Annotated in this window: 24 protein-coding genes and 1 tRNA gene; 8 read left to right on the plus strand and 17 right to left on the minus strand. The window is 72.9% G+C overall.

Annotated elements, in window-relative coordinates:
- Positions 1-39: 39 nt before the first annotated feature.
- The 3 genes from ilvA to AB0N27_RS13245 form a co-directional block, all read right to left on the minus strand.
- Entirely contained in the window at positions 40-1260 is a 1221-nt protein-coding gene (ilvA, locus tag AB0N27_RS13235; protein WP_364367898.1) for a threonine ammonia-lyase, read from the minus strand.
- Between the two features lie 65 nt (positions 1261-1325).
- Positions 1326-2735: an amidase family protein gene (locus AB0N27_RS13240; protein WP_364367901.1), complete on the minus strand. Its 1410-nt coding sequence runs from the start codon at positions 2733-2735 to the stop codon at positions 1326-1328.
- 12 nt (positions 2736-2747) lie between these two features.
- Complete coding sequence (locus tag AB0N27_RS13245; RefSeq protein ID WP_364367904.1) at positions 2748-3890, minus strand: cystathionine gamma-synthase; 1143 nt, start codon at positions 3888-3890, stop codon at positions 2748-2750.
- A gap of 67 nt (positions 3891-3957) precedes the next feature.
- On the opposite strand from AB0N27_RS13245, the gene AB0N27_RS13250 reads away from it, so the two are divergent.
- The 4 genes from AB0N27_RS13250 (at position 3958) to AB0N27_RS13265 (ending at position 6925) form a co-directional block, all read left to right on the plus strand.
- Positions 3958-4380 (plus strand): HIT family protein, encoded by a 423-nt coding sequence (locus tag AB0N27_RS13250; RefSeq protein ID WP_364367907.1) that lies wholly within the window; start codon positions 3958-3960, stop codon positions 4378-4380.
- A gap of 74 nt (positions 4381-4454) precedes the next feature.
- Positions 4455-5117 carry a peptide-methionine (S)-S-oxide reductase MsrA gene (gene msrA, locus AB0N27_RS13255; protein WP_364367910.1) on the plus strand — a complete coding sequence of 221 codons (663 nt, stop codon included), beginning with the start codon at positions 4455-4457 and terminating at the stop codon, positions 5115-5117.
- Between the two features lie 372 nt (positions 5118-5489).
- The gene (locus AB0N27_RS13260; protein WP_364367913.1) at positions 5490-6419 is read left to right on the plus strand and encodes a ribonuclease Z; all 930 of its coding nucleotides are present in this window, start codon (positions 5490-5492) and stop codon (positions 6417-6419) included.
- A complete protein-coding gene (locus AB0N27_RS13265; RefSeq protein ID WP_364367916.1) occupies positions 6416-6925 on the plus strand; it encodes a GNAT family N-acetyltransferase in 510 nt (169 codons plus the stop codon). The genes AB0N27_RS13260 and AB0N27_RS13265 overlap by 4 nt, the downstream gene beginning before the upstream one ends.
- A 61-nt stretch (positions 6926-6986) precedes the next feature.
- Here AB0N27_RS13265 and AB0N27_RS13270 read toward each other — a convergent pair whose 3' ends face one another.
- Both AB0N27_RS13270 and AB0N27_RS13275 read right to left on the minus strand, forming a co-directional pair.
- Positions 6987-8357, minus strand: a complete 1371-nt coding sequence (locus AB0N27_RS13270; RefSeq protein WP_364367919.1) for a cystathionine beta-synthase — start codon at positions 8355-8357, stop codon at positions 6987-6989.
- Between the two features lie 72 nt (positions 8358-8429).
- The gene (locus AB0N27_RS13275) at positions 8430-8786 is read right to left on the minus strand and encodes a YkvA family protein (RefSeq protein WP_139584153.1); all 357 of its coding nucleotides are present in this window, start codon (positions 8784-8786) and stop codon (positions 8430-8432) included.
- Positions 8787-8936: 150 nt separating this feature from the next.
- Between AB0N27_RS13275 and AB0N27_RS13280 the strand changes: the two genes are divergently transcribed.
- The 3 genes from AB0N27_RS13280 to AB0N27_RS13290 all read left to right on the plus strand — a co-directional run bounded on the left by AB0N27_RS13280 (position 8937) and on the right by AB0N27_RS13290 (position 12134).
- On the plus strand, positions 8937-9989 hold the full coding sequence (locus AB0N27_RS13280; RefSeq protein ID WP_364367922.1) for an SGNH/GDSL hydrolase family protein: 1053 nt from the start codon (positions 8937-8939) through the stop codon (positions 9987-9989).
- Entirely contained in the window at positions 9986-10798 is an 813-nt protein-coding gene (locus AB0N27_RS13285; RefSeq protein WP_364367925.1) for an SGNH/GDSL hydrolase family protein, read from the plus strand. The genes AB0N27_RS13280 and AB0N27_RS13285 overlap by 4 nt, the downstream gene beginning before the upstream one ends.
- A gap of 73 nt (positions 10799-10871) precedes the next feature.
- On the plus strand, positions 10872-12134 hold the full coding sequence (locus tag AB0N27_RS13290) for an acetyl-CoA C-acetyltransferase (protein ID WP_364367928.1): 1263 nt from the start codon (positions 10872-10874) through the stop codon (positions 12132-12134).
- Between the two features lie 7 nt (positions 12135-12141).
- On the opposite strand, the gene AB0N27_RS13295 is transcribed toward AB0N27_RS13290, so the two are convergent.
- The 4 genes from AB0N27_RS13295 to AB0N27_RS13310 all read right to left on the minus strand — a co-directional run bounded on the left by AB0N27_RS13295 (position 12142) and on the right by AB0N27_RS13310 (position 14410).
- Positions 12142-12462 (minus strand): hypothetical protein, encoded by a 321-nt coding sequence (locus tag AB0N27_RS13295; protein ID WP_364367931.1) that lies wholly within the window; start codon positions 12460-12462, stop codon positions 12142-12144.
- A gap of 46 nt (positions 12463-12508) precedes the next feature.
- Entirely contained in the window at positions 12509-13267 is a 759-nt protein-coding gene (locus AB0N27_RS13300) for a Bax inhibitor-1/YccA family protein (RefSeq protein WP_364367934.1), read from the minus strand.
- Positions 13268-13404: 137 nt separating this feature from the next.
- A complete protein-coding gene (locus tag AB0N27_RS13305) occupies positions 13405-14220 on the minus strand; it encodes a Bax inhibitor-1/YccA family protein (protein WP_364367937.1) in 816 nt (271 codons plus the stop codon).
- 106 nt (positions 14221-14326) lie between these two features.
- A tRNA-Leu gene (locus AB0N27_RS13310) sits at positions 14327-14410 on the minus strand.
- Positions 14411-14511: 101 nt separating this feature from the next.
- On the opposite strand from AB0N27_RS13310, the gene AB0N27_RS13315 reads away from it, so the two are divergent.
- Positions 14512-16347, plus strand: a complete 1836-nt coding sequence (locus tag AB0N27_RS13315; protein WP_364367940.1) for a hypothetical protein — start codon at positions 14512-14514, stop codon at positions 16345-16347.
- A 55-nt stretch (positions 16348-16402) separates the two neighbouring features.
- Here the strand turns inward: AB0N27_RS13315 and AB0N27_RS13320 are convergent, their stop codons facing one another.
- The 8 genes from AB0N27_RS13320 to AB0N27_RS13355 all read right to left on the minus strand — a co-directional run bounded on the left by AB0N27_RS13320 (position 16403) and on the right by AB0N27_RS13355 (position 23626).
- Positions 16403-17734 (minus strand): NAD(P)/FAD-dependent oxidoreductase, encoded by a 1332-nt coding sequence (locus AB0N27_RS13320; RefSeq protein WP_364367942.1) that lies wholly within the window; start codon positions 17732-17734, stop codon positions 16403-16405.
- A 103-nt stretch (positions 17735-17837) separates the two neighbouring features.
- The gene (locus tag AB0N27_RS13325; RefSeq protein ID WP_364367945.1) at positions 17838-18398 is read right to left on the minus strand and encodes a hypothetical protein; all 561 of its coding nucleotides are present in this window, start codon (positions 18396-18398) and stop codon (positions 17838-17840) included.
- Complete coding sequence (locus AB0N27_RS13330; protein WP_364367948.1) at positions 18395-19813, minus strand: DUF58 domain-containing protein; 1419 nt, start codon at positions 19811-19813, stop codon at positions 18395-18397. The genes AB0N27_RS13325 and AB0N27_RS13330 overlap by 4 nt, the downstream gene beginning before the upstream one ends.
- Entirely contained in the window at positions 19813-20820 is a 1008-nt protein-coding gene (locus AB0N27_RS13335) for a MoxR family ATPase (protein ID WP_364367951.1), read from the minus strand. The genes AB0N27_RS13330 and AB0N27_RS13335 overlap by 1 nt, the downstream gene beginning before the upstream one ends.
- Entirely contained in the window at positions 20820-21404 is a 585-nt protein-coding gene (locus tag AB0N27_RS13340; RefSeq protein WP_364367954.1) for a hypothetical protein, read from the minus strand. The genes AB0N27_RS13335 and AB0N27_RS13340 overlap by 1 nt, the downstream gene beginning before the upstream one ends.
- The gene (locus AB0N27_RS13345) at positions 21401-22186 is read right to left on the minus strand and encodes a DUF4129 domain-containing protein (RefSeq protein WP_364367957.1); all 786 of its coding nucleotides are present in this window, start codon (positions 22184-22186) and stop codon (positions 21401-21403) included. Before AB0N27_RS13345 ends, AB0N27_RS13340 begins: the two co-directional genes overlap by 4 nt.
- Positions 22187-22206: 20 nt before the next feature.
- Positions 22207-22920: a uracil-DNA glycosylase gene (locus tag AB0N27_RS13350; RefSeq protein ID WP_364370670.1), complete on the minus strand. Its 714-nt coding sequence runs from the start codon at positions 22918-22920 to the stop codon at positions 22207-22209.
- A 19-nt stretch (positions 22921-22939) separates the two neighbouring features.
- On the minus strand, positions 22940-23626 hold the full coding sequence (locus AB0N27_RS13355) for a dienelactone hydrolase family protein (protein WP_364367960.1): 687 nt from the start codon (positions 23624-23626) through the stop codon (positions 22940-22942).
- Between the last annotated feature and the right edge of the window lie 94 nt (positions 23627-23720).

The raw sequence follows: 23720 nt of genomic DNA on the forward strand, positions 1-23720 counted from the left end.
CGCTGAGACACCGCAGCCGAGGCGTGACACCCACGGGTGTCACGCCTCGGCGGCGAAGACCACCTGGTAGCCGCTGGCCCGCAGCGCGCTGATCAGCGTGTCCGAGTGCTCGACACCCCGCGTCTCCACCGACAGCGCCACCTCCACCTCGCCGAGGCCCAGGTGCGGGTTGGCGCGCTGGTGCTCCACGTCCACCACGTTGGCCCGGTGCTCGGCGATCTGGCTGAGCAGCGAGGCCAGTTGCCCCGGCCGGTCCGAGCAGCGCACCGTCACCCGCAGGTAGCGGCCCGCGGCGGCCAGGCCGTGCTCGATCACCCGCATCATCAGCAGCGGGTCGATGTTCCCGCCGGAGAGCACCGCGACCACAGGTGTCTCCACCTCCACGACACCGGCCAGCAGCGCGGCCACGCCTACCGCGCCGGCCGGCTCGACGACCTGCTTGCCCCGCTCCAACAGGCACAGCAGCGCCCGGGAGATGTCCTCCTCGGTGACGGTGACGATCTCGTCGACCAGCTCGCGGACGTGGTGGAAGGTGATCTCGCCGGGCCGGCCCACCGCGATGCCGTCCGCGATCGTCGCGAAGGCGGGCAGCCGGACGGGCTGCCCGGCCACCAGAGAGGGCGGGAAGGCCGCCGCACCTGCCGCCTGGACGCCGACGATCCGGATGTCCGGCCGCAGCGCCTTGGCCGCCACGGCCATGCCCGAGATCAGGCCGCCGCCACCCACACCGGTGATGATGGTCTTCACCTCCGGGCACTGTTCGAGGATCTCCAGCGCCACAGTCCCCTGCCCGGCGATCACGTCCCGATGGTCGAACGGGTGGATCAGCACCGCGCCGGTCCGCTCGGCGTACGTCTGGGCGGCGACGAGCGCCTCGTCGACGGTGTTGCCTGCCAACTCGACCTGCGCCCCGTACCCCTTCGTGGCGGCGACCTTCGGCAGCGGCGCGTTGACCGGCATGAAGACAGTCGCGTGCGTACCGACCAGGCCGGCCGCGAGAGCCACGCCCTGCGCGTGGTTGCCGGCGCTCGCCGCGACGACACCGCGTTCCCGCTCGTCCGCGGACAACCGGGAGATCCGCACGTACGCGCCGCGCACCTTGTACGAGCCGGCCCGCTGCACGTTCTCGCACTTGAGCCACGTCGGCCCGCCCAGTTGCGCGCTCAACGGCCGGGACGGCTCCAGCGGGGTGGTCCGGATGACGCCGTCGAGCAGTTTCCGCGCAGCCCGCACGTCGTCGAGGCCGACCAGTTCCGTCATGCCCCGATCGTGCCACCCGCCCCCGGCGCCGCCGTCGGCGACACCGGGAGCGACCGGCTCGACGATCAAGCGGTGGCCGGCGACCCCGTGCCGACCCGGGGGTAACCGGGGGCGTGGCGCGACCACGGAGCGGCCATCTCGAACTGACCGGCCACGCCGAGCAGCAGCAGCTCCGAGCCGGGCGGACCGACCAGTTGCACGGCCACCGGCAGGCCGTCCGGGCGGCGGCCCACCGGCACGACGATCGCGGGCAGGCCTGCGATGTTCCACGGCGCCGCGTACGGGGCGTACCTGATGTTGGCGGCCATGTTGGCCCGCCAGGACCGGTCGGACCAGCGCGCGGCCTCCGGCGGCGCGGTGGCCAGTGCCGGGGTGAGCAGCAGGTCGACCGAGTGGTCGGTGAAGAAGTCGACGGACCGCTCCCGCCACGCCGCCCGATCGGCCTCCCGGACGTACCCGCGGCGCTGCGCCCACTCGCCCAGCGCGACGTGTCGACGGGTACGCCGCTGCAGGCCGCGTCGGTCCAGGCCGGCGGCCCGTACGTCGGCTGCCGCGGCGGCGAGCCAGGTGGCGATGCCCTGCAAACCGAGCGCGGTGGGGTAGACGGGGTCGGCCGGCACGGTGTCGTGCCCGGCGGCGGCGAGCAGCCGGCCGGCGGCGGCGACCGCGTCGCGGTTCGGCGCGTCCGGCGACACTCCCCGCACCGGGGAGCGCAGCGAGACGCCCACCCGCAGCCGCTGCGGGGGGACCAGCTTCTCCGGCCGCCGTCCGGCGAGCACCGAGAAGCCGACCGCCGCGTCGGCGACGGTGCTTGTCAGCATTCCGTGCTCGGTGAGACCGAACCAGTCGTCCGCGCCGAGCTGGCAGGGCACCACGCCCCGGCCCGGCTTGAGCCCGACCAGGCCGCAGCAGGCGGCGGGGATCCGGATCGAACCGAGCCCGTCGTTGCCGTGCGCGATCGGCACCAGGCCGGCCGCCACCGCAGCGGCCGCGCCGCCTGAGGAACCGCCGGGGGTACGGGAGCTGTCCCACGGATTGCGCGTCACCGCGCTGCCGTCGTCGGTGAGCGCCCACAGGCCCAGCTCCGGCATCCGGGTCACGCCCAGGATCACCGCACCGGCGCCGCGCAGCCGGCGGACCACCTCGTGGTCGGCCTCCGCGACGTCGGTACGCGCGGCGGCCGACCCGTTCCAGGTGGGCAGCCCCGCGACCGGGGTGTTCTCCTTGACCGCCACCGGCACCCCGGCGAGGGGCAGGTTGGCCAGGTCTTCCTGCTCGTCGACCTTCTCCGCCTCGGTGATCGCCTCGCCGCCGCGAACGACGCGGAACGCGGTCAGTTCGCGGTCGGCCGAGGCGATGTGCTCGAGGTGGTCGGCGACGACCTGGGTGGCCGAGACGTCGCCCCGGCGCACCCCCCGGGCGATCTGCTTGGCGGTCGCTCCGACCCAGGTCGCCATGATGTCCTGCACGGCCATCCTCCCCAGCGGTCAGCCCAGTGCCTGCTCCAGATCGGCGAGCAGGTCGTCGACCGTCTCGATGCCGACAGACAGTCGCACGAGATCGCCGGGAACTTCAAGCGGCGAGCCGGCAGCACTTGCGTGTGTCATCCGGCCCGGGTGCTCGATCAGGGATTCCACGCCGCCGAGCGACTCGGCGAGCACGAAGAGCTTGGTGCGGTTGCAGATCTCCACGGCGTGTTCCTCGCCGCCGGAGGCGCGGAACGAGATCATGCCGCCGAAGCGGCGCATCTGCTTCGCGGCGACCTCGTGGCCGGGGTGCGAGGGCAGCCCGGGATAGATCACCTCGGACACCTTGGCGTGCCCGTCGAGGTACGCGGCGAGGCGTTCGGCGTTGTCGCAGTGCCTGTCCATCCGTACCCCGAGGGTCTTGATGCCGCGCAGGGTGAGCCAGGCGTCGAACGGGCCGTTGATCGCACCCATCGCGTTCTGGTGGTAGCGCAGCTCCTCGCCGAGCGCGGCGTCGGCGACGACGAGCGCGCCGCCCACCACGTCGGAGTGCCCGCCGACGTACTTCGTGGTCGAGTGCACCACGACGTCGGCGCCGAAGGCGATCGGCTGCTGAAGGTACGGCGAGGCGAAGGTGTTGTCGACGACCAGCAGCGCGCCCGCGTCGTGCGCCACGGCGGCCAGGGCGGCGATGTCCGCGATGCCGAGCAGCGGGTTGGTGGGCGTCTCCACCCAGACGATCTTCGTGCGGCCGGGCTGCACGGCGGCCCGGATCGCGGCCGGGTCGGAGACCTTGGCCGGGGTGAACTCCAGCCCCCAGCGCTGGGCGACCCGGGCGAAGAGCCGGTACGTGCCGCCGTACGCGTCGTCCGGGATGATCACGTGGTCGCCGGGTTGGCAGACGGCCCGCAACAGGGTGTCCTCGGCGGCCAGGCCGCTGGCGAAGGCGAGACCGACAGGCCCACCCTCCAGCGCCGCGAGGCACTCCTGGAGGGCGTCACGGGTCGGGTTGCCGGAGCGGCTGTACTCGTAGCCGAGCCGGGGCGCGCCGACGGCGTCCTGGGCGTACGTGCTGGTCTGATAGATCGGTGGAATCACCGCGCCGGTGCGGGCCTCAGGGTCCTGACCGGCGTGGATGGCGAGCGTCTCGAAGCCGTGACTCATTCTGGTGAGGCTAGTGCCCCGCCCGGCGGGGCGTGGCGGACCCGGGTGGTCGGCATAGCCTGGGCCGATGAGCGGGTGTGTGTTCTGCGAGATCGTGGCGGGTGCGGTGCCGGCGTTCCGGGTCGCCGACGAGCCGGACGGGGTGGCCTTCCTGGACACGCGGCCGGTGTTCAAGGGGCACGTGCTGGTCGTGCCGCGGGTGCATCTGGTGACCCTGGCCGAGCTGCCGGCCGAGCTGCTGCCCGGCTACTTCGCGCTGGTCCGGCGGCTGGCCGTGGCGGTGGAGACCGGTATGGGCGCCGGTGGGACGTTCGTGGCGATGAACAACAAGGTGTCCCAGTCGGTGCCGCACCTGCACACCCACGTGGTGCCGCGGACGAAGGGTGACGGGCTGCGCGGCTTCTTCTGGCCGCGCACCCGGTACGACGACGACGCCGAGGCCCGGGCCCACGCCGACCGGATCGCCGCCGCCCTGCCGGCAGGGGCCTGAGTCACACCCACGCGGGTAAGGAAGCCGTACCCACCTGTGTTACACGCTGGGAGAGGTACGAGAGGAGTCCCACCGTGTTCCTGCGCCGTATGAACGCCGAGATGGTCTCGCCCGACCAGGCCCTGCCGGGCCGCCCGATCGCCATGCCTGTCGCCGACCGGCACGAGGTCCTGGGCACCCCGCTCAAGGGGCCCTTCCCTGAGGGCCTTCAGGTGGCCGTGTTCGGGATGGGCTGTTTCTGGGGCGCCGAGCGGCTGTTCTGGACGCTGCCCGGCGTGTACACCACCTCCGCCGGCTACGCCGGTGGCATCACGAAGAACCCGACCTACGAGGAGACGTGTTCCGGTCGGACCGGGCACGCCGAGGTCGTCCAGGTGGTCTACGACCCGAGCAAGATCACGTACGAGGACCTGCTGAAGGTCTTCTGGGAGAACCACGACCCGACCCAGGGCATGCGTCAGGGCAACGACGTGGGCACCCAGTACCGGTCGGCGATCTACACGACGACCGACGAGCAGCGGGCCATCGCGGAGTCGTCCCGGGACGCGTTCCAGCCGATCGTGACGCGCGCCGGCAAGGGTGAGATCACCACGGAGATCGCCCCGCTCGGTGACTACTACTTCGCCGAGGACTACCACCAGCAGTACCTGGCGCCGACGAAGAACCCGAACGGGTACTGCAACCACGGCCCGAACGGGCTGAGCTGCCCGGTCGGCGTGGCCCGTACCGCCGGCTGACCGCCGTACGCCCGCACGACCTCGAATGCCCGGCCACCGAGAGGGTGGCCGGGCATTCCCGTTCGGCCCTGTGATCGAAATCCGTTGCCGAGCCCGCCGGGAACTCGATAGCGTGGCGGTACACGTGAAAGGAGGTGGTCCAGACTTGTATAGCAATCGGACTCGTGAGGTGGCTGTCAGCTAGCCGCTGTCCTCGACAGTGATCGGTCCGCCGACAGGCGGGCAACCTGCACCATCGTCGAGACCGTGTGGCAGCGGTGCGGCGAATTCCAGGCAGCCACCCGACCCCCGGGGCGCCGGCCCAGTCCAGCCGGCCCGCGCGACAGCGCGGAGCGCCCCGGGGGTCGCTTCATATCCGGAAGAGGCCCGTCGATGTCGATGCGCGAGTTGGTGGTGCTGGGGACGGCCAGCCAGGCGCCGACGCGGCTGCGCAACCACAACGGGTACGTGCTGCGCTGGGACGACGAGGTGATCCTCTTCGACCCGGGCGAGGGCAGCCAGCGGCAGCTCCTGCACACCACTGTCACCGCCACCGACCTGACCCGGATCTGTGTCACCCACTTCCACGGCGACCACTGCCTGGGGCTGCCGGGCACCATCCAGCGGCTCTCCCTGGACCGGGTGGCGCACCCGGTGGCCGTGCACTTCCCGGCCGGCGGCGCGGAGTACTTCGCCCGCCTGCGGCACGCCACCTCCTTCTACGAGACGGCCGAGCTGGCGGTGACCCCGATCGAGGCCGACGGGCAGCGGATCGCGCTGAGCTGCGGCTTTCTGGAGGCCCGCCGGCTGCGGCACCCCATCGAGACGTACGGCTACCGGCTGGTCGAGCCGGACGGGCACCGGATGCTGCCGGAGAAGCTTGCCGCGTACGGCATCGCGGGGCCGGCCGTCGGCGAGCTGATCCGCGTCGGGCACCTCGACCTCGACGGGCGTCGCGTCACCCGGGACGAGGTGAGCGTGCCCCGGCCGGGGCAGCGGTTCGCCTTCGTGATGGACACCGGCCTCTGCGACGGCGTGTACGCCCTCGCCGAGCACGCCGACCTGCTGGTCGTCGAGTCGACGTTCCTGGAGTCGGAGGCCGCGTTGGCCGCCGAGGTCGGGCACCTGACCGCGGCGCAGGCCGCCCGGGTGGCTACCGAGTCCGGGGTACGCCGGCTGGTGCTCACCCACTTCTCTCAGCGGTACCCCGACCCGCGCCGGTTCCACGACGAGGCGCGGGCCCACTTCGACGGTGAGCTGATCATCGCCGAGGACCTGACGACGGTGCAGGTGCCGCCGCGCCGGGTACCCTCGGCCGGATGACCGTCACGCTCCGTCCCGCGACCGGTGACGACCTGATGGGGGTGGGTGCCCTGCACCAGCGTTCCCGGGTCGCCGCGTACTCCTCGTTCCTGCCGGCCGGGGCGCTGGCCGACCCGACGCCGGAGGCGATGGGGCGGTACTGGGTCGAGCGGTGGCAGTGGGAGCGGGACACCCACCGGATGACAGTGGCCGAACGGGCCGGGAGGTTGGTCGGGTTCAGCCACCTGGGCCCGGACGACGAGGACGACCCGGCCACCGGGCTGCTCAACGCGATCCACCTCGACCCGGGTGAACAGGGCCGGGGCACCGGCCGCGCCCTGATGGTGGACGCCCTGGACGCCATGCGGGCGCAGGGCTGGCGACGCGCGGTGCTCTGGGTGCTCCAGGACAATGCGCACGCCCGTGCGTTCTACGAGCGCGGCGGCTGGACCCCCACGGGCGCGAAGCGCGAGGAGCACATCGGCACGGCCCGGACCCTGCAACTGCGCTACGCCCGCCCGCTCTGAGTGGTCCCCGCCCACGCCGGTGCCCGGTGCCCCGCCCGGAGGCGGAGCACCGGGACGGGACTCAGTGGGCGCCGAGGTGGGACAGGAGGTCCTGGCGGGTCAGGACGCCCTTGGGCTTGCCGTCGACCAGGACCAGCGCCGCGTCGGACTTCTCCAGCAGGCCGACCGCCTCGCTGACCGGCTGACCCCCACCGATCATCGGCAGCGGGTCGCCCATGTGCCGCTCGATGGTGTCGTGCAGGTGGGCCTGACCGGTGAACAGCGCGTCGAGCAGATCCCGCTCGGCGATCGAGCCGGCGACCTCACCGGTCACCACTGGCGGCTCGGCCTTGAGGACCGGCAGCTGCGAGACGCCGTACTCGCGCATGTAGTCGATCGCGTCGCGGACCGTCTCGGTCGGGTGCACGTGCACCAGCTCCGGGAGCCCGCCCGGCTTGCTGGCCAGCGCGTCGGCCACCGTCGGCTCCGCGCCGGAGTTGTCGAGGAAGCCGTACCGGGCCATCCACGAGTCGTTGAAGATCTTCGACAGGTAGCCCCGGCCGCCGTCCGGCAGCAGCACCACGATCACGTCGTCCGGACCGGCCTTGCGGGCCACCTCCAGCGCGGCGACCACTGCCATCCCGCAGGAGCCGCCGACCAGCAGCCCCTCCTCGCGGGCCAGCCGCCTGGTCATCTCGAAAGACGCCTTGTCCGACACCTCGACGATCTCGTCGGCCACGTCCCTGTCGTACGTCTCCGGCCAGAAATCCTCGCCGACGCCCTCCACCAGGTACGGGCGGCCGGTGCCGCCGGAGTACACCGAGCCCTCCGGGTCGGCCCCGATGACCTTCACCCGGCCCTCGGACGCCTCCTTCAGGTACCGGCCGATGCCGGAGATCGTGCCGCCGGTGCCGACACCTGTCACGAAGTGGGTGAGCCCGCCCTCGGTCTGCTTCCACAGCTCCGGACCGGTGGTCTCGTAGTGCGAACGCGGGTTGGCCGGGTTGCTGTACTGGTTCGGCTTCCAGGCGCCGGGGATCTCCCGGGTCAGCCGGTCGGAGACGTTGTAGTACGAGCGCGGGTCCTCAGGTGCGACAGCTGTCGGGCAGACCACCACCTCGGCGCCGTACGCCCGCAGCACGTCCTGCTTGTCCTGGCTGACCTTGTCGGGGCAGACGAAGACGCACCGGTAGCCCTTGAGCTGGGCCACCAGGGCCAACCCCACTCCGGTGTTGCCGCTGGTCGGCTCGACGATGGTGCCACCCGGCTTGAGCAGGCCGGCGGCCTCGGCGTCCTCGACCATCCGCAGCGCGATCCGGTCCTTCACCGAGCCGCCCGGGTTCACGTACTCCACCTTGGCGAGCACGGTGGCCTGGATGCCCTCGGTGACGTTACGCAGACGTACCAGCGGGGTGTTGCCGATCATGTCGACGACGTTGTCGTAGTACTGCACGGTGTGCCCTTCGTTGCGGCGCCGGCGACGGCGGCCGGGCAGACGTTTCCTCGCCGCCCAGCGTACGTGCCGTCAGGGCACCAGGCCCCCGGGGATGACCGAGCTGCGTCGGGCCTCCCACTCCAGGAAACGGTCGGTCTCGGCGAGCACGCTGCCGGCCAACCAGGTGATCATGACGGCGTCGTCGGCCAGCCCGAAGATCGCCAGCGGGATCTCCGGCAGCAGGTCGATAGGCGAGACGATGTACGCCGTCGCCGCCGTCATCAGGGCCAACCGGAGGCCACCGTCGTACTCGCCCCTGGTCGTGGCCCTGATCATCCGGGGCAGCGCCGCCAACCGGGTGCCCAGCGACGGGCCACCGCGCGCCCCGGCGGCCAGTGCCCGGGCCAGTGCCGTGAACGCCGCGCTGCGCTTGAGTGTCTTCCCCATCGTCGCGCTCCTCTCCGCCGGATCAGCGTGGCGGGTCGGCGCAAGTCGGCCGGCCACCCCCGTACTGGTACCCCGTCGCGTCGCTTTCCAGGCACCCGGGTGCCGTCACGACGACAGCGGCGTGTCGGGCCGGCGCGATAATGTCGCTGTATGGGGGTGGCTGGTTTCGTCGTACCCGTTGGCCCGCGCTGGCGACAAGCCCGGCGGGTCGCCCGCCTGGCGGCCATCGGAACGGGCGCCGCCGCGGCGGCGGCGATGGCGACCGGCGGGGTGCTGCTCGGCCAGGCCCGGCAGGCCCGGCGCACCATCCCGATGGCCGAGGCGCCGCCGCCGCGCTGCGACGGGGTGTACGGCGCGAAGTTCCCCGGCCCCGCGCTCACCATGGTCGTGCTCGGCGACTCGTCGGCGGCCGGCTACGGGGTGCACCGCCGCCGGGAAACGCCTGGCGCGCTGCTCGCCACAGGCCTCTCGCGTCGGCTGCACCGACCTGTGCAACTGCATCGCTTCGCGGTGGTAGGTGCCATCTCGTCGGCGCTGCGCCACCAGGTGGAGGCCGCGCTGGAGCACCAGCCGGACATCGCGGTGATCCTCATCGGCGGCAACGACATCACCAACCGCACGCCTCGCGGGCTGGCCGTGCGTTACCTGGTCGAGGCGGTGCGCACCCTGCGCGAGGCGGGGTGCGAGGTGGTCGTCGGCACCTGCCCCGACCTGGGCGCGATCCGGCCGATCCAGCCGCCGCTGCGCTGGCTGGCGCACCGCTGGAGCCGCCAGCTCGCCGCCGCCCAGACGGTGGCGGTGGTCGAGGCCGGCGGCTGGACCGTCTCCCTCGGTGACCTGCTCGGTCCCCGGTTCGCCGCCGAGCCGGCCCGGATGTTCGCCTGGGACCGGTTCCATCCCTCCGCCGAGGGGTACGCGATGGCCGCCGCCGCACTCCTGCCGACGATGCTCTCGGCACTCGGCGCGAGGCCGGAACGACGGGCTACACAGGCGCGCGGCGAGGGCGTACGGTCGCTGCCTGAGGCCGCGCAGGAGGCGGCCCGGCACGCCGGCACCGAGGTCAGCGGCACCCAGGTCCGGGGCCACGACCGAGGACCGGCCGGTCGGTGGGCGCAGTTGCGCCGCCGGGCGTTCTTCGGTGTCGGCGCGGTGCCGCAGCGCGGCTCCGCCCCGGACACCTCGACAGTGGAGGGACTCGCATGAACGAGCGCAGCGGGCGGGACGTGACCGCCGGCCTCCCCGGCCGAGTGGGGCGGGCGGCGGCACTCTCGCTGCTCGCCGGCACGGTGGGCGGCGCCGCCGTCCTGGCCGGTGAGGCGTTCGTCGCCCGTCACCGGCGGTACGCCCAGCCGGAGCTGGGGCTGGCGTTGCGTGCCACGATCGGCCGGGCCGGCGCGCCGCCGCTGCGGCTGGTGCTGCTCGGCGACTCGTCGGCCCTGGGCGTGGGCGTGGACCGCCTGGAGGACACCATCGGCGGTCAGTTGGCCCATCTGCTCGCCGAGGGTCCGGCCGGCCGCCGGGTGCACCTGTCCAGCGTAGGAGTCTCCGGTTCCCGCTCGACGGACCTGGCCACCCAGGTGGCCCGTGCCCTGCTCGGTGAGCGGCCCGACGTGGCGTTGATCCTGATCGGCGCGAACGACGCCACAGCGATGCGCCGGCCCGCCGACGCGGCGGCGTACCTGGGGTCGGCGGTGCACCGGCTGCGCGAGGCGCGGGTCGAGGTGGTGGTGGGCACGTGCCCCGATCTCGGCGCGGTACGAGCCATCGCCCCACCGCTGCGCCACGTCATCGGCTGGTCCGGCCGGCGGATGGCACGCGCGCAGACCACTGCCGTGCTGGACGCCGGCGGCAGCGTGGTCGACCTGGCCACCGAGACCGGGCCGGTGTTCCGGGCCGACGCGGGGACGCTCTGCCACGACGGTTTCCACCCCTCGGCCGACGGCTACCGGGTGTGGGCGCACGCGCTGCTGCCCGCCATCGCGGCGGCGGCCGCGGTCGCCTCCCGGCGTTAGGCCCGGGGCGGGGTGACATTTCCCGCCGCGCTCGCTTCTTCCCGCCATGTTACCGACCGGTTAACGTTGGTCCATGCCGATTGAGTCGTCCCGCGACGCCGTCATCGTCGCCACCGCCCGCTCCCCCATCGGCCGGGCGCACAAGGGGTCCCTGCGCGACGTCCGCTCCGACGACCTCGCCGCGACAATCGTCCAGGCCGCACTGGACAAAATCCCCCAGCTCGACCCGACCACCATCGACGACATCTACCTCGGGTGTGGCCTGCCCGGCGGTGAGCAGGGCTTCAACATGGCCCGCGTGGTGGCCACCCTGCTCGGGCTCGACACCGTGCCCGGCGCCACGCTGACCCGCTACTGCGCGTCCTCGTTGCAGACCACCCGGATGGCCCTGCACGCGATCCGCGCCGGCGAGGGGGACGTCTTCGTCTCCGCAGGTGTGGAGATGGTCTCCCGGTACGCGCGGGGCAGCTCCGACGGTCTACCGCCGGAGGCGCAGGCCCTGGTCGGCGGCGGCTGGGAGAACCCGCGCTTCGCGGAGGCCGCCGAGCGCTCGAAGCGTCGCGCGCAGGGCGGCGCCGAGGTGTGGACCGACCCGCGCGAGGCCGGCGAGCTGCCGGACATCTACCTGACCATGGGGCAGACCGCCGAGAACCTGGCCCAGGTGTACGACGTGACCCGCGCCGACATGGACGAGTTCGGCGTCCGCAGTCAGAACCTCGCCGAGAAGGCCATCGCCGACGGTTTCTGGGCCCGGGAGATCACCCCGGTCACCACGCCGGACGGCACTGTGGTGAGCACCGACGACGGCCCGCGCGCCGGCGTCACCCTGGACGCGGTCGCCGGGCTGAAGCCGGTGTTCCGCCCGGACGGCCGGATCACCGCCGGCAACTGCTGCCCGCTGAACGACGGCGCCGCCGCAGTGGTCGTGATGAGCGCCCAGCGGGCCGAGGAGCTGGGGCTGACCCCGCTGGCCCGGATCGTCTCGACGGGCGTCACCGCCCTCTCGCCGGAGATCATGGGCCTCGGGCCGGTCGAGGCGTCCCGGCAGGCGCTGAAGCGGGCCGGCATGACCATCGACGACGTCGACCTCGTGGAGATCAACGAGGCGTTCGCGGCGCAGGTCATCCCCTCCTACCGCCAGTTGGGCATCCCGGAGGAGAAGCTGAACGTGATGGGCGGCGCGATCGCCGTCGGCCACCCGTTCGGCATGACCGGCGCCCGGATCACCGGCACGCTGCTCAACGCGTTGGAGTGGCACGACAAGACCATCGGCCTGGAGACCATGTGCGTCGGCGGCGGACAGGGCATGGCCATGGTGCTGGAGCGGCTGAGCTGAGCTGTTCTCAGAGCGCGCCGCGGGTCGCCGCCACCTCGGCGGCGGCCCGCGCCAGTACCTCGTCGCCGGGCCGGGCGGCCAGCAGGTCGGCCGTCACCACCCGCAGCTGGTCGGGCAGGGCCAGGTCGTTGTCGAGCCGCGGCACCACCCGGCGCGGCTGACCCTCGGCGTCGGCGGCCAGGTTGGCGACCTCCTGCACCAGCCGGTGCACCAGGTCGGCGCGGGGCACGTTGCCCGTGGTCGCGGTCGCCGCCCAGCGTGGCTGCTCCCAGTGCCCGACCTGGCCGACCAGCAGGCGTACGGTCTGATCCAACTCCGTTGCGCTCATCGGCGCCGAGTCTACGGCCGGCACTTGTCACACCGGGCCGGCCCGCTCAGCGACGCAGGTAGCTGATCAGCCGCAGCAACTGCCAGTACAGGAACACCAGCCCGGTGAGCAGCCCGAAAGCGCTCAGCCACGCGTACCGGCGGGGTCGGCCGTCGCGCACCGAGCGCTCGACGAGGTCGAAGTCGAGGATGAAGCTGAACGCCCCGGCGATGATCGCCACCACCGAGAAGGCGTACGGCAGCCAGCCGACCTGCCCGCTGGCGCTGTAGACCTCCAGCCCCGGCCGTCCCGAGATCAGATACGACACCAGGTTGACGACGCTGAGCACGGCGATTCCGAGCAGTGTCCCGATCACCAGACGGGCCAGCCGGGGCGTCGCCCGGATGATCCGGGCCCGGTAGAGCGCCGCCATGCCGATGAAGACACCGAAGGTGCCGGCCACCGCCTGCACCACGATGCCCGGATAGACCTGTTCGAAGGTCCGGCTGGCCACCCCCAGCAGCAGCCCTTGGAGAAGGGCGTAGCCGACGATCGGCACCGGGTTGGTGATCCGGCGCAGGGAGATGACGAGGACCAGCGCGATCGACGCCAGGGCGCTGCCGGCCAGCGCGGCACCCAGCCACACCGCGTCGGGGATCACCATCCAGGACACCGCGGCGGCCACCCCTGTGACGAGCAGCAACCCGACGGTACGGACCACCACGTCGTCGACGGTCATCGGCTCGACGTCGCGGGAGCCGAGCACCCGGGACTCCAACCGGCCGGTCTCGTCCAGCCGGTTGAGCACCGGGTTGTTGCTGCGCACCGCCGCCTCCTTCGCCCGCGTACCCCTCGCAGTCACTCTGCCCCGGGCGGACCGGCGGCGGCGGGCAAACGGCGCGGACGACGGCGCCCGCCCCCACCAGAGGCGGGAGCGGGCGCCGGTCGACAGTGCGGACGAGGTCAGTCGTCGCCCTGGAAGTAGCTCAGCAGGCGCAGGATCTCGATGTAGAGCCAGACCAGGCTGACCAGGATGCCGAACGCGGCCACCCAGGAGTAGCGCTGCGGCAGGCCCATCCGGACGCCGTCCTCGATCTCCTTGAAGCTGAGCACGAAGCTCAGCGACGCGACCACGATGCAGACCAGGCTGAAGCCGATGGCCAGCGGGCTGCCGTCGCGCAGGCCCGTGTTGACGCCGAACAGCGCCAGCACCAGGTTGATCATCATGACGGCGAAGAGACCGACCATCGCCGCGATCATGCCCTTGACGAAGGCCGGGGTGGCCCGGATGACCTTCGCCTTGTAGAGCATCGCCATCAGGAAGAAGATGCCGAAGCTCGCCACGGCGGCCTGGAGCACGATGCCGTCGTAGAGCGTCTCGAACGCCTTGCTGACCATGCCGACGAAAACACCCTCGACGACCGCGTACGCGATGACGAGCGCCGGGTTGGCCATCCGGGAGAACGAAATGATCAAGCCGAGGACCAGGCCGACCACCGCCGCGCCGATCCAGGCGGTGCTGACCAGCGCGTCGGGCACGAGCACCCAGGCCGCCGCGGCGGTGATGCCGAGGATGCCGAGCAGGGCGACCGTCTTGACGACCACGTCGTCGACAGTCATGGGTGCGACGGTCGGCGGAGCGGCCGGGTAACCGGCCTGGGAGGGGTACTGCTGGGGAATGCCGGGCTGTCCGTACGGCCCGGCCGGGGCGTACCCGGCGGAGCGCTCCCGCTCGGCCGCCTGGCCGAGCCGGGCGAGCACCGGGTTCGAGGTCTTCACTGTCTGGCCTCCCTCAGGGGGTCGTTTGCACGTGAACGTGCCCTCCAAGAGTAAACGGCGCAGCCAAGTCCCGGTGATCACGAATGAGGATGCGTACCGAGTCGACTGGTGCCCGGGGCGGGGGTCGAACCCGCACGCCTTGCGGCAGCCGCTTTTAAGGCGGCCGTGTCTGCCGTTCCACCACCCGGGCGGGTGGCACCGGCGCGTCGACACGCGCGGTGCAATGTCACCGTAGCGGGTCTGCGGCGACCCGACGTACCCCGACGGGCTTGCCACATTAGGGTCGATGCCGTGAGCAGCGCAGCCCCCACGGCCCCCGACGCCGCGCCTGAGCAGGCCCTGCGCCTCGCCGATCAGGCCAACCGCCGGCCCCTGGCCGTCCGGCTGGTGGCTGCCGTCCGTCGCCGTCGGGCGGACCTGCCGGTCGTCCTGCTGTTCGTGCTGCTGGCCGGCTGGCTCACCCACGGGCTGTGGCCCGACCCGGGCGGGCGCACGCTCGCGCTCAACCCGGAGGACCAGGCCCTGTACGAGTGGTTCCTGGCCATCGACGCGCGAGCGCTGCTCGGCGACTTCAGCCTGCTCACCGACCGGCTCAACGCCCCGGACGGGGTCAACCTGATGGCCAACACGACCGTCATCGCGCTGGGCGTCGTCTGCGCGCCGGTCACCCTCCTGTTCGGCGCCCCGGTCACCTTCGCCCTGCTGGCCGCCGCCAACCTGGCGGGCACCGCGCTCGCCTGGTATCTGCTGTTCCACCGGACCCTGCGTGCCCGCCGGCTCGCCGCCGCGCTCGGCGGCGGGCTGTGCGGGTTCGGCCCCGGGATGGTGTCGCAGACCAACAGTCACCTGCACATGACCGCCCAGTGGCTGGTGCCGGTGATCGTCTGGCTGGTGGTCCGGCTGCTGCGGGCGTCCGACTCGGGGGCGACGACGCTCGCCGGGCCGGACCGACGGCGGGTCCTCACCTCCGCGGCCGGACTGGCCGCCGCGATCACCGTGCAGGTCTTCGTCGGCGAGGAGGTGCTGTTCCTCGCCGCCATCACACTCTTCGTGATGGCGGTCAGCTACGCGGTGACGGACCGGGACCTGGCACGGCGGGCGTTGCCCAACTTCGCCGCCGGGCTGGCGGTCGCCGCCGGACTGGCGCTGCTCGTGCTCGGCTACCCGCTGTGGTTCCAGTTCGCCGGGCCGCAGGGCGTCGCCGACGGCATGTTCAGCCCCGCGTACTTCTCCGCCGACCTGAGCAGCTGGTGGACGGTCTCCCCACTGTCGGTGCTCGGCAGCGACGAGTCCGCGCGGCTCACCACCGGCCCGGCCGAGTACAACACCTTCCTCGGGTGGCCACTGCTGCTGGCGGCCGTGGCCTGCGCCTGCTGGGCGGGGCGACGGCGGCTGGTGCTGGCCTGCGTCGCCGGTGGACTCGTCATGACGGCCCTGTCGCTCGGCCCGGAGGTGGTGCTCGGCGGCACCCGCACCGCGCTGCCCGGCCCGTACGCCCTGCTCGCCGGGCTGCCCGTGGTGGACGGCGCGCTGCCCATGCGGTTCGGCCTGGCGGTCCTGCCGATCGTCGCGACGCTGCTCGTCCTCGCGGTCGACCGGGCGTTGGGCAGCACCGGTCGGGTCCGACGGTTCGTGCCGCTGGCAGTGGTCGCGGCGCTGCTGCCGATCTTCCCGACGCCGCTGCCGACCGCCGAGCGGCCCGCCGTTCCGGAGTTCATCACCGGCGGGGGGTGGCGGCAGTGCGTGAAACCGGGTGGGGTGCTGGTCCCGGTGCCGCTGCCCACGCCGAAGGACCCGTGGCCGATGCGCTGGGCGGCCGCCGCCGACGCCGGTTTCGGGATGCCCGAGGGGTTCTTCATCGGCCCGTACGGGCGGGGCGGCACCGCCGCGATGGGCACCTTCAAGCAGCCCACCTCTGCTCTGCTGGCGGACGTCGCACGGCGTGGAGACCAGCCGGCCATCGGCGACGAGCAGCGCCGACAGGCCGCGCGGGACGCCGACTTCTGGGGCGCGTCCTGCGTGGCATTGGCCGACGACGCCCCGCACGCGGAGAGTCTGAAGGCGACCCTGGAGCAGCTCTACGGCCCGTCCACCCGGATCGCCGACGCCTGGACCTGGCAAGTCTGACCGGAGACGGCGAAGGGCCCCGCCGACACGGCAGGGCCCTCGTCGTTCGATCGGATCAGACGCGCGGGGCACCCACCGGCTGGGAGGCCTCGACGAACTCCTCGCGCGGGTCGTGCAGCTGGCCAAGGGCGACCACCTCGCGCTTGAGGAAGAACGCCAGCGACCAGTCGACCACGACCCGGACCTTGCGGTTGAACGACGGGATCCGGCTCATGTGGTACGTACGGTGCATGAACCACGCCGGCCAGCCGGTCATCTTGATGCCGTACACCTGGGCGACGCCCTTGTGCAGGCCGAGGCTCGCCACGCTGCCGACGTGCTTGTGCTTGTAGTTGACCGGCTCGCGACCCCGGATCACGTTCGCGATGTTGTCGGCCATCCGCGCCGCCTGGCGCACCGCGTGCTGGGCGCTCGGCGAGCAGAAGTTGCCCGGCTCCTTCGTGAGGTCGGGCACCGCGGCACAGTCGCCAGCACTCCACGCACCCTCGATCACCCGGTCACCGTCGACCACCTGGAGGGTGGGGATGCAGGTGACCCGTCGGCGCTCGTCACGCGGGAAGTCCGTGGCGTCGAGCATCGGCGACGGCTTCACGCCTGCGGTCCAGACGATCGTGTCCGAGCGGAAGCTGTCACCGTCGGACAGCTTGACCACGCCGTCGACGCAGGACTCCAGCCGGGTGTCCAGCCGGATGTCCATGTTCCGCTTGAGCAACTGCTGCACCGTGTAGGCGCCCATGTCCCGGTCCACCTCGGGCAGCACCCGCTGGGTCGCCTCGACGAGCACCCAGCGCATGTCCTCCGGCTTCAGCTCCGGGTAGTAGCGCAGCGCGTCGCGGGCCATGTCCTCCATCTCGGCGAGCGCCTCGATGCCGGCGTACCCACCGCCGACGAAGGTGAAGGTCAGCGCCGAGCGGCGGACGTCCGGGTCCGGGGTGACGGCTGCGACGTCCAGCCGGTCCAGGACGTGGTTGCGGAGGTAGATCGCCTCACCGATGGTCTTGAACCCGATGCCCTGCTCGTGCAGGCCGGGGATCGGCAGCGTCCGGGACACCGAGCCCGGCGCCACGATCACGTGGTCGTACGCGATCTCCCGGGCCGGGCCGATGATCGGCTGCACGGTGGCCACCTTGCGTTCGTGCTCGATGCGGGTGACCGTGCCGGCCACCACCTTGCACCGGCGCAACTCCCGCCGCAGCGGCACCACGGAGTGCCGCGGGGAGATGTTGCCCGCCGCAGCCTCGGGCAGGAACGGCTGGTAGGTCATGTGCGGCTGGGGGTCCACGACGATGACCTCAGCCTCACGGGAGCTGAGCTTCTTCGACAGGCGCAGGGCGGCGTAAAGACCGACGTGCCCGGCACCCACCACAAGGATCCGCTTCGGATTCACGTCATCTATCTTTCCCCGGCCTGCTCAGGTAATCCCGCTCGCGCCCCCCATCTGTGACGGAGCACAACCCCTGTGACCTGCGTAACCCTGCTGCCCCACAGGGCTACCTGCGGCGCAGCAGCCAGCCGAGCAACGCGGACGTACCCACCGCGACAAGCAGTCCGAGCACGGTTACCCACTGGTGGCCGGTCTCGCCGCCCAGGCCCCCCACCTGCACCAGCAGCACCGCGAGCACAGCCGAACCCAGCAGCACCGCGCCCGCCCGCAGCAGCCAACGGACGACCAGATCCGGGTCGACCACGGCGTCGTACGGCAGCAGCGCGGCAAGCGCGCACAGGGTGTGCCCCAGGTAGAGCAGCGCGGCGATTGCCAGCAGCCGCCACAGCGCCACCGGCCGGCCGTACCCGTCGGTGGCGAGCAGCCAGCCACCCACCGTGACCAGCGCCGCGAAGGTCGACCAGATACGGCGGGGCCCCACCGCCGGCAGCAGCGCCGCCACCGTCAGGAAGAGCAACGGCCGGCCGGGCAGCACCTCGGCGGGGAACGCCAGGGCGAACCCGGCCAGCACTGTGACGAAGATCCCGCCGCGAACCAGCAGCGGCACGAGACTGATCCGGCCGAAAGCGGCCTGGGCCGCCCGGACCCGCTCGGCGACGGCGTTCACCGGCCACCCACCCTCGGAGCCGTGGCCAGCCGCGCCACGTCACGCAACACCTGGTCGAGGCTGCCGGCGCCGGCCCACCGCACCACCGGGACACCGTGCTCCCGCAACTGGCCGATCATGGTCTCCCGGTCCAGTCGCCACAGCCGGTACGCCACCTCCGCCCAGCCCCTGTCCTTCGGCGGCGTCAGGTCGGTCGGCAGCGTGTCGACAGCCACCACGAACCGCCCGGCGCGGGCCAGCCGGGCCAACATCTGCGCCGAACGCTCGTCCAGCAGCGGCGTGAGCACCACCACCAGCGCGTCCGAGGAGAGCAGCTGCGGGCCGAACACCTGGTCGTACGGCTCGTGCGGGGACGAGTCGGCGCGGACGTCGAGCAGCCACTCCAGCACCGTCAGGTACTGCCGACGGCCGGCGGCGGGGCGCAACCGTCGCGCCCCCGGCCCGTACTCCAGCAACGACACCCGGTCGCCACGGTGCAGGTAGTGCTCGGCGATCGCGGCGGTGGCCCGCACGGTGGTGTCCAGCACCGATGCGGCACCGCCCACCCCGCCGGAGCGGCCAGCCTCGGCGAGCACGTCGAGCAGCACCACCACCTCGGCGTCCCGGTCGGAGAGGGTCGCCGCCACGTGCAGTTGCCGGGCGCGCAGCGACACCCGCCAGTCGATGCGGCGCAGCCGGTCGCCGGGAGCGAAGATCCGTACGCCGGCCAGCTCACCGCCCTCGCCGGGCCGGCGGGAGTGGTGCGCCCCGACCAGGCCGGCGGCGCGGGGCATCGCCTCCACCGCCTCGAACGGCTCGGTGCGCGGGTAGACCCGCACCCCGACCGGCTCGGTGATCACCGCGCGGGAGACCAGCAGGCCGCCGGCCGTGGCGACCCGGGCTCCGGCCGGGCCGACCGGATGCCGGCCCCAGCGCAGGGCCCGGCCGGCGAGTTCCAGGTCGACGGCCGCCCCGGTGGGCACCGACGTCACGAACGGCCGGTCCGCGGCGGATCGAGCGGCGCCGCCCGCCGCCGTGACATCGGCCGCCAGCGCGTCGTCGACGGACCCGGCGAAGCCGGCCCGGTCGATCCGCAGCCACTGCGACACCCGGGACCGCACCACCACCAGGTCGTAGTCCACAGTGTCCGGGTTGCCGACGCTGACCGCCGCCGCCACGTCGCCGCCCTCGACCAGCGGCCCGTCGTCCCCGGGGTTGATCCAGACCTGCGGCAGCGCGGTGGGTCGGCGGCGCAGCGCGTACGCGGTGCCCAGCGCGAACGGCGCGGCCAGCACGATCAGGTCGACCCGCCCCAGCAGCACCCCCGCCACCAGCAGCAGACCGGCGAGCAGCACCGCCCGGCCGAGCGCCCGGGTGGGCGCCCAGCCGGCGGCCGGTTCCGGCTCGGCAGCGTGCGGCACCGTCGATCCGGTCATCAGCGCCGGGGCCCGCCGGCGGCGTAGCTCGGCAGCGCGCCGCTGGCCGGCGCGGGCGTGGCGTCCAGCACCTCGCCTACCACGAACGCCGGGTCGACGCGGCGCAACCACATCTCCGGGCGCAGCGTGATCCGGTGCGCGAGCGCCGGCGCCGCCACCTCCTTGACGTCCTCCGGCACCACGTAGTCCCGGCCGCCGAACACCGCGCGGACCCGGGCCAGCAGCAGCAACGCCAGCGATCCACGGGGAGACGCCCCGACCAGCACCGACGGGTGCTCCCGGGTGGCCGCGGTGAGGGCCACGATGTACCTGCCGATGGAGTCCTCCACCACCACGTCCTCCAGGGCGGCCTGCATCGTGCGCAGGGTGGCCGCGTCGACCACAGGCTTGATGTCGGCCTCCTCGCGGCGGCGGCCCATCCGGCGACGCAGCACCTCCCACTCCTCGTCGCCCTCCGGGTAGCCGAAGGAGACCCGCAACAGGAAACGGTCCAGCTGCGCCTCGGGCAGCGGGTACGTGCCCTCGTACTCGATGGGGTTGGCGGTCGCCAGGACGTGGAACGGCTCGTCCAGCTTGTACGTCACCCCCTCCACCGAGACCTGCTTCTCCTGCATGGCCTCCAGCAGCGCGGACTGCGTCTTCGGCGGCGTCCGGTTGATCTCGTCGGCGAGGAGCAGGTTGGTGAAGACCGGCCCGGCCCGGAAGGTGAAGTCGCCGTTGCGCTGGTCGTACAGGAACGAGCCTGTGACGTCGGCGGGCAGCAGGTCCGGGGTGAACTGGAGGCGGCGGAAGTCCAGCCCGAGCGCCTGGGCGAAGGAACGCGCGGTGAGCGTCTTGCCGAGACCCGGCAGGTCCTCCAGGAGCACGTGCCCACCGGCCAGGATGCCGGCGAGGACCAGCTCCAACGCGTCCCGCTTGCCGACCACGACGGTGCCGACCGCGTCCAGCACCGCCCGCGCCAGGTGGCCGACCTCGGCGGCGGGCATGGTCCGGTCCACGTCGTTCATCAGATCTTCTCCAGTTCGGCGACGATCGCCGCGACGTCGCGCGGCGACGGGGGGCGGCGGGAGGGGGTGGCGAGGAAGCTCCAGAGCTGGTCACCGAGCAGCGCCTGGGCGCGGGTCGGATCGGAGTCGCGGGTGAGGCCGTGCCGCTGGCGCAGCCGCTCGTCGGCCAGCTCGCCGAGGCGGGGCAGGATCCGTTCGGTGAACCGCTCGCGGTTGCCGGACGCCCAGTCCAGGGGCCGTTCCCAGCCGTTGATCGCGCCGCGCAGCGCGTCCCGGGAGGTCCAGCGGTAGCTGCCGTCCTCCTCGCCGGTGGCCATCCGGCCGGCGGGTGGCGGAGGGGGCGGCGGCGCGAGCAGGGCGGTGACCCGGCGGACCGCCAGCACGGCGAGCACCCCGGCGACCAGCACGGGAAGCGAGACCTGGAGCCCTACGGCGCGGAGGCCGACGAGCAGCACCGCGACCACGGCGGCGGCCACCGCGAGCGCACGCAACACCGGGCGGGCCCGGGAGCCGTGCTCCTGCGGGCCGGCCGGCGCCGCCTCCTCCTCGAAGGCGAGCAGGTCGTCGATGCTGGTGCTGCTCATGAGCCCACCGCCGTCGTCAGTTCGCCGCGCAACCGGCGCAGCGCGGCGCGGGCCTGGTCGCGGGTGCGTTCGTCGACGGGGCGGGTGGCGTACCGGGCCTCCCGGTAGACGTACGCCAGCTCGGCCAGCACGTCGGCGCTGACGATCGCCGGCACGCCCGCGTCCGGGTCGCCGCGCAGCAGACGGCTGACCAGGTCGGTGGGGGTGTCACCGGTACGCCTGGGAACACCGGCCGTGGCGGCGGCCTCCTCCAGACGCACCCAGCAGGCGATCACCGCGACCCGCGGGTCGGTGGCCTGGTCGTCGAGGTCCACCAGACCCGCGTCGAGAGCGGCGACGACCTCGCGGGCGGTGCCCTCGGCCGTACGCCGGGACCGTTGCGCGGGCAGCGCGCGGGTCGCCCGACGACGCCGCAGGCCGCGCAGCAGGATCCAGCCCAGGTAGCTGAGCGCGGCGAGGATGGCCAGCCCGAGCAGCACCATCGCCACCGTCGCGATCCACTGCGGGATCTGCGCCTGGGTGGCCTCTCCGGCGTCGCGCGGCTCCACCGGGATCGACGGTGGCGGCTCGGCCGTCGGGTACTCCGGGACCCACGGCACCTGTTCCACAGGCGGGATCCGGCTGGCCCCGATCGACGAGTTTCCGGACGCCAGCGCGGCCCCGGCGAGCAGGAGGGCGATCACGCCCACCGGCCACCAGCGACGCAGCAGCCCGACAGCCGGACGCAGCACCCCCTGCTCGGCAGCCGGGTACGGCGTGGGCGGGCGCGTACCGTCAGTCATTGCCACCGCCCCACGCGTTCTCAGTCCACTCCGGCCAACTGCTTGGCCCGGCCGAAGACATCGTCCAGCATCTCTGGTGTCAGCCGCCCGGTGAAGGTGTTCTGCTGGCTGACGTGGTAGCAGCCGAGCAGCTCCGGTGCGTCCGTTCCGGACCAGTGTGCCCCATGGCCGAACGCCGGTCGCGGGCTGGGCGGGCGCTGCCCGTACACCTGGCGCAGCACCGGCCACCACGCGGCCCACGCGAACGCGCCGAGCGCGACCACGACGCGCAGGGTGGGCCGGATCAGCGTGACCTCGCGGTGCAGCCAGGGAGCGCAGGTGTCCCGTTCGTCAGGCGTGGGCTTGTTGTCCGGCGGCGCGCACCGGACGGCCGAGAAGATCCGCAGGTCGCGCAGGGCCAACCCGTCGTCGGCGGCGACGCTCGTCGGCTGGTTGGCGAGCCCGGCACGGTGCAGCGCGGCGAACAGCACGTCGCCCGAGCGGTCACCTGTGAAGATCCGACCGGTCCGGTTTCCGCCGTGCGCGGCGGGCGCCAGCCCGAGGATGGCGATCCGCGCGTCGGCGGTGCCGAAGCCCGGGACCGGACGACCCCAGTACTCCTGGTCGCGGAAGGAGGCACGGCGGGTACGCGCCACCTCCTCCCGCCACTGGACGAGCCGGGGGCAGGCGAAACAGTCGCTCACCGCCGCGTCGAGGCCGGCCAGGTCGGTCGCCCGCGCGGCGCGGGCGACCACCTGCTCGGGGGTACGCGACTCAGCCAAGCTTGGCCCGGAAGAGTTCCAGGGTCCGGGCCCAGGCGCTGGCGGCGGCACGCTGGTCGAACGCCTCCGGCCGGTCGTCGTTGAAGAAAGCGTGCGAGGTGCCCGGGTAGTCGTAGAGGTGGCAGGTGCCACCGGCCTCCTCGATGGCCCGGCGGGCGGTCTGTACGCCCTCGGCGGCGGAGGTGCCGTCCTCTTCGGAGCAGTGGATGACGGCGGCCTTGCCGGCGTAGTCGGCCCATTCGGGGCGCATCGACTCCCACGGCAGCACCGGGTAGAAGCCCGCGGCGGCGACGATCCGCTCGGAGATGGTGGCCGACCACAGGGCCAGGCTGCCACCGGCGCAGAAGCCGACGGCACCTACCTTGCCGGTGACCTCGGGCCGTCCGGCGAGGTAGTCGGCCGCGCCGGCGATGTCCTTCGCGGCCTCGTCCATCCGCATGGCCATCAGCAGCCGCTGCGCCTCGTCCGGCTCGCTTGTCGTCTCACCGTTGTAGAAGTCCGGGGCGAGCGCCACGAAGCCGGCCTCGGCGAACCGGTCCGCCACCGAGCGGATGTGCGGCACCAGGCCCCACCATTCCTGGATGACGATGACCGCGGGACTGGCCGTGCCGCTGGCGGGTATCGCGAGATACCCCTCGCTCGTGCCCCCGTTGCTGCGGTAGCGCACCATCTCGCCCATCGGCCGTCCTCCTAGCGGTCAGTCATCGTTGGCTGGTCGCCCAGTGGTCCTACGTGCCGGTAGCCTGCCACGCCGCGGGGGCCGTCGGGAAGAC

Source organism: Micromonospora sp. NPDC093244 (assembly GCF_040683695.1).
Classification (GTDB): Bacteria; Actinomycetota; Actinomycetes; order Mycobacteriales; family Micromonosporaceae; genus Micromonospora.

Coding starts and splice junctions, on each gene's coding strand:
- AB0N27_RS13295 (WP_364367931.1), bottom strand. CDS start 12,462: ATGAGCGCAACGGAGTTGGATCAGACCGTACGCCTGCTGGTCGGCCAG.
- ilvA (WP_364367898.1), bottom strand. CDS start 1,260: ATGACGGAACTGGTCGGCCTCGACGACGTGCGGGCTGCGCGGAAACTG.
- AB0N27_RS13340 (WP_364367954.1), bottom strand. CDS start 21,404: ATGAGCAGCACCAGCATCGACGACCTGCTCGCCTTCGAGGAGGAGGCG.
- AB0N27_RS13245 (WP_364367904.1), bottom strand. CDS start 3,890: ATGAGTCACGGCTTCGAGACGCTCGCCATCCACGCCGGTCAGGACCCT.
- AB0N27_RS13250 (WP_364367907.1), top strand. CDS start 3,958: ATGAGCGGGTGTGTGTTCTGCGAGATCGTGGCGGGTGCGGTGCCGGCG.
- AB0N27_RS13335 (WP_364367951.1), bottom strand. CDS start 20,820: ATGAACGACGTGGACCGGACCATGCCCGCCGCCGAGGTCGGCCACCTG.
- AB0N27_RS13290 (WP_364367928.1), top strand. CDS start 10,872: ATGCCGATTGAGTCGTCCCGCGACGCCGTCATCGTCGCCACCGCCCGC.
- AB0N27_RS13240 (WP_364367901.1), bottom strand. CDS start 2,735: ATGGCCGTGCAGGACATCATGGCGACCTGGGTCGGAGCGACCGCCAAG.
- AB0N27_RS13275 (WP_139584153.1), bottom strand. CDS start 8,786: ATGGGGAAGACACTCAAGCGCAGCGCGGCGTTCACGGCACTGGCCCGG.
- AB0N27_RS13285 (WP_364367925.1), top strand. CDS start 9,986: ATGAACGAGCGCAGCGGGCGGGACGTGACCGCCGGCCTCCCCGGCCGA.
- AB0N27_RS13260 (WP_364367913.1), top strand. CDS start 5,490: ATGTCGATGCGCGAGTTGGTGGTGCTGGGGACGGCCAGCCAGGCGCCG.
- AB0N27_RS13280 (WP_364367922.1), top strand. CDS start 8,937: ATGGGGGTGGCTGGTTTCGTCGTACCCGTTGGCCCGCGCTGGCGACAA.
- AB0N27_RS13330 (WP_364367948.1), bottom strand. CDS start 19,813: ATGACCGGATCGACGGTGCCGCACGCTGCCGAGCCGGAACCGGCCGCC.
- AB0N27_RS13265 (WP_364367916.1), top strand. CDS start 6,416: ATGACCGTCACGCTCCGTCCCGCGACCGGTGACGACCTGATGGGGGTG.
- AB0N27_RS13355 (WP_364367960.1), bottom strand. CDS start 23,626: ATGGGCGAGATGGTGCGCTACCGCAGCAACGGGGGCACGAGCGAGGGG.
- AB0N27_RS13345 (WP_364367957.1), bottom strand. CDS start 22,186: ATGACTGACGGTACGCGCCCGCCCACGCCGTACCCGGCTGCCGAGCAG.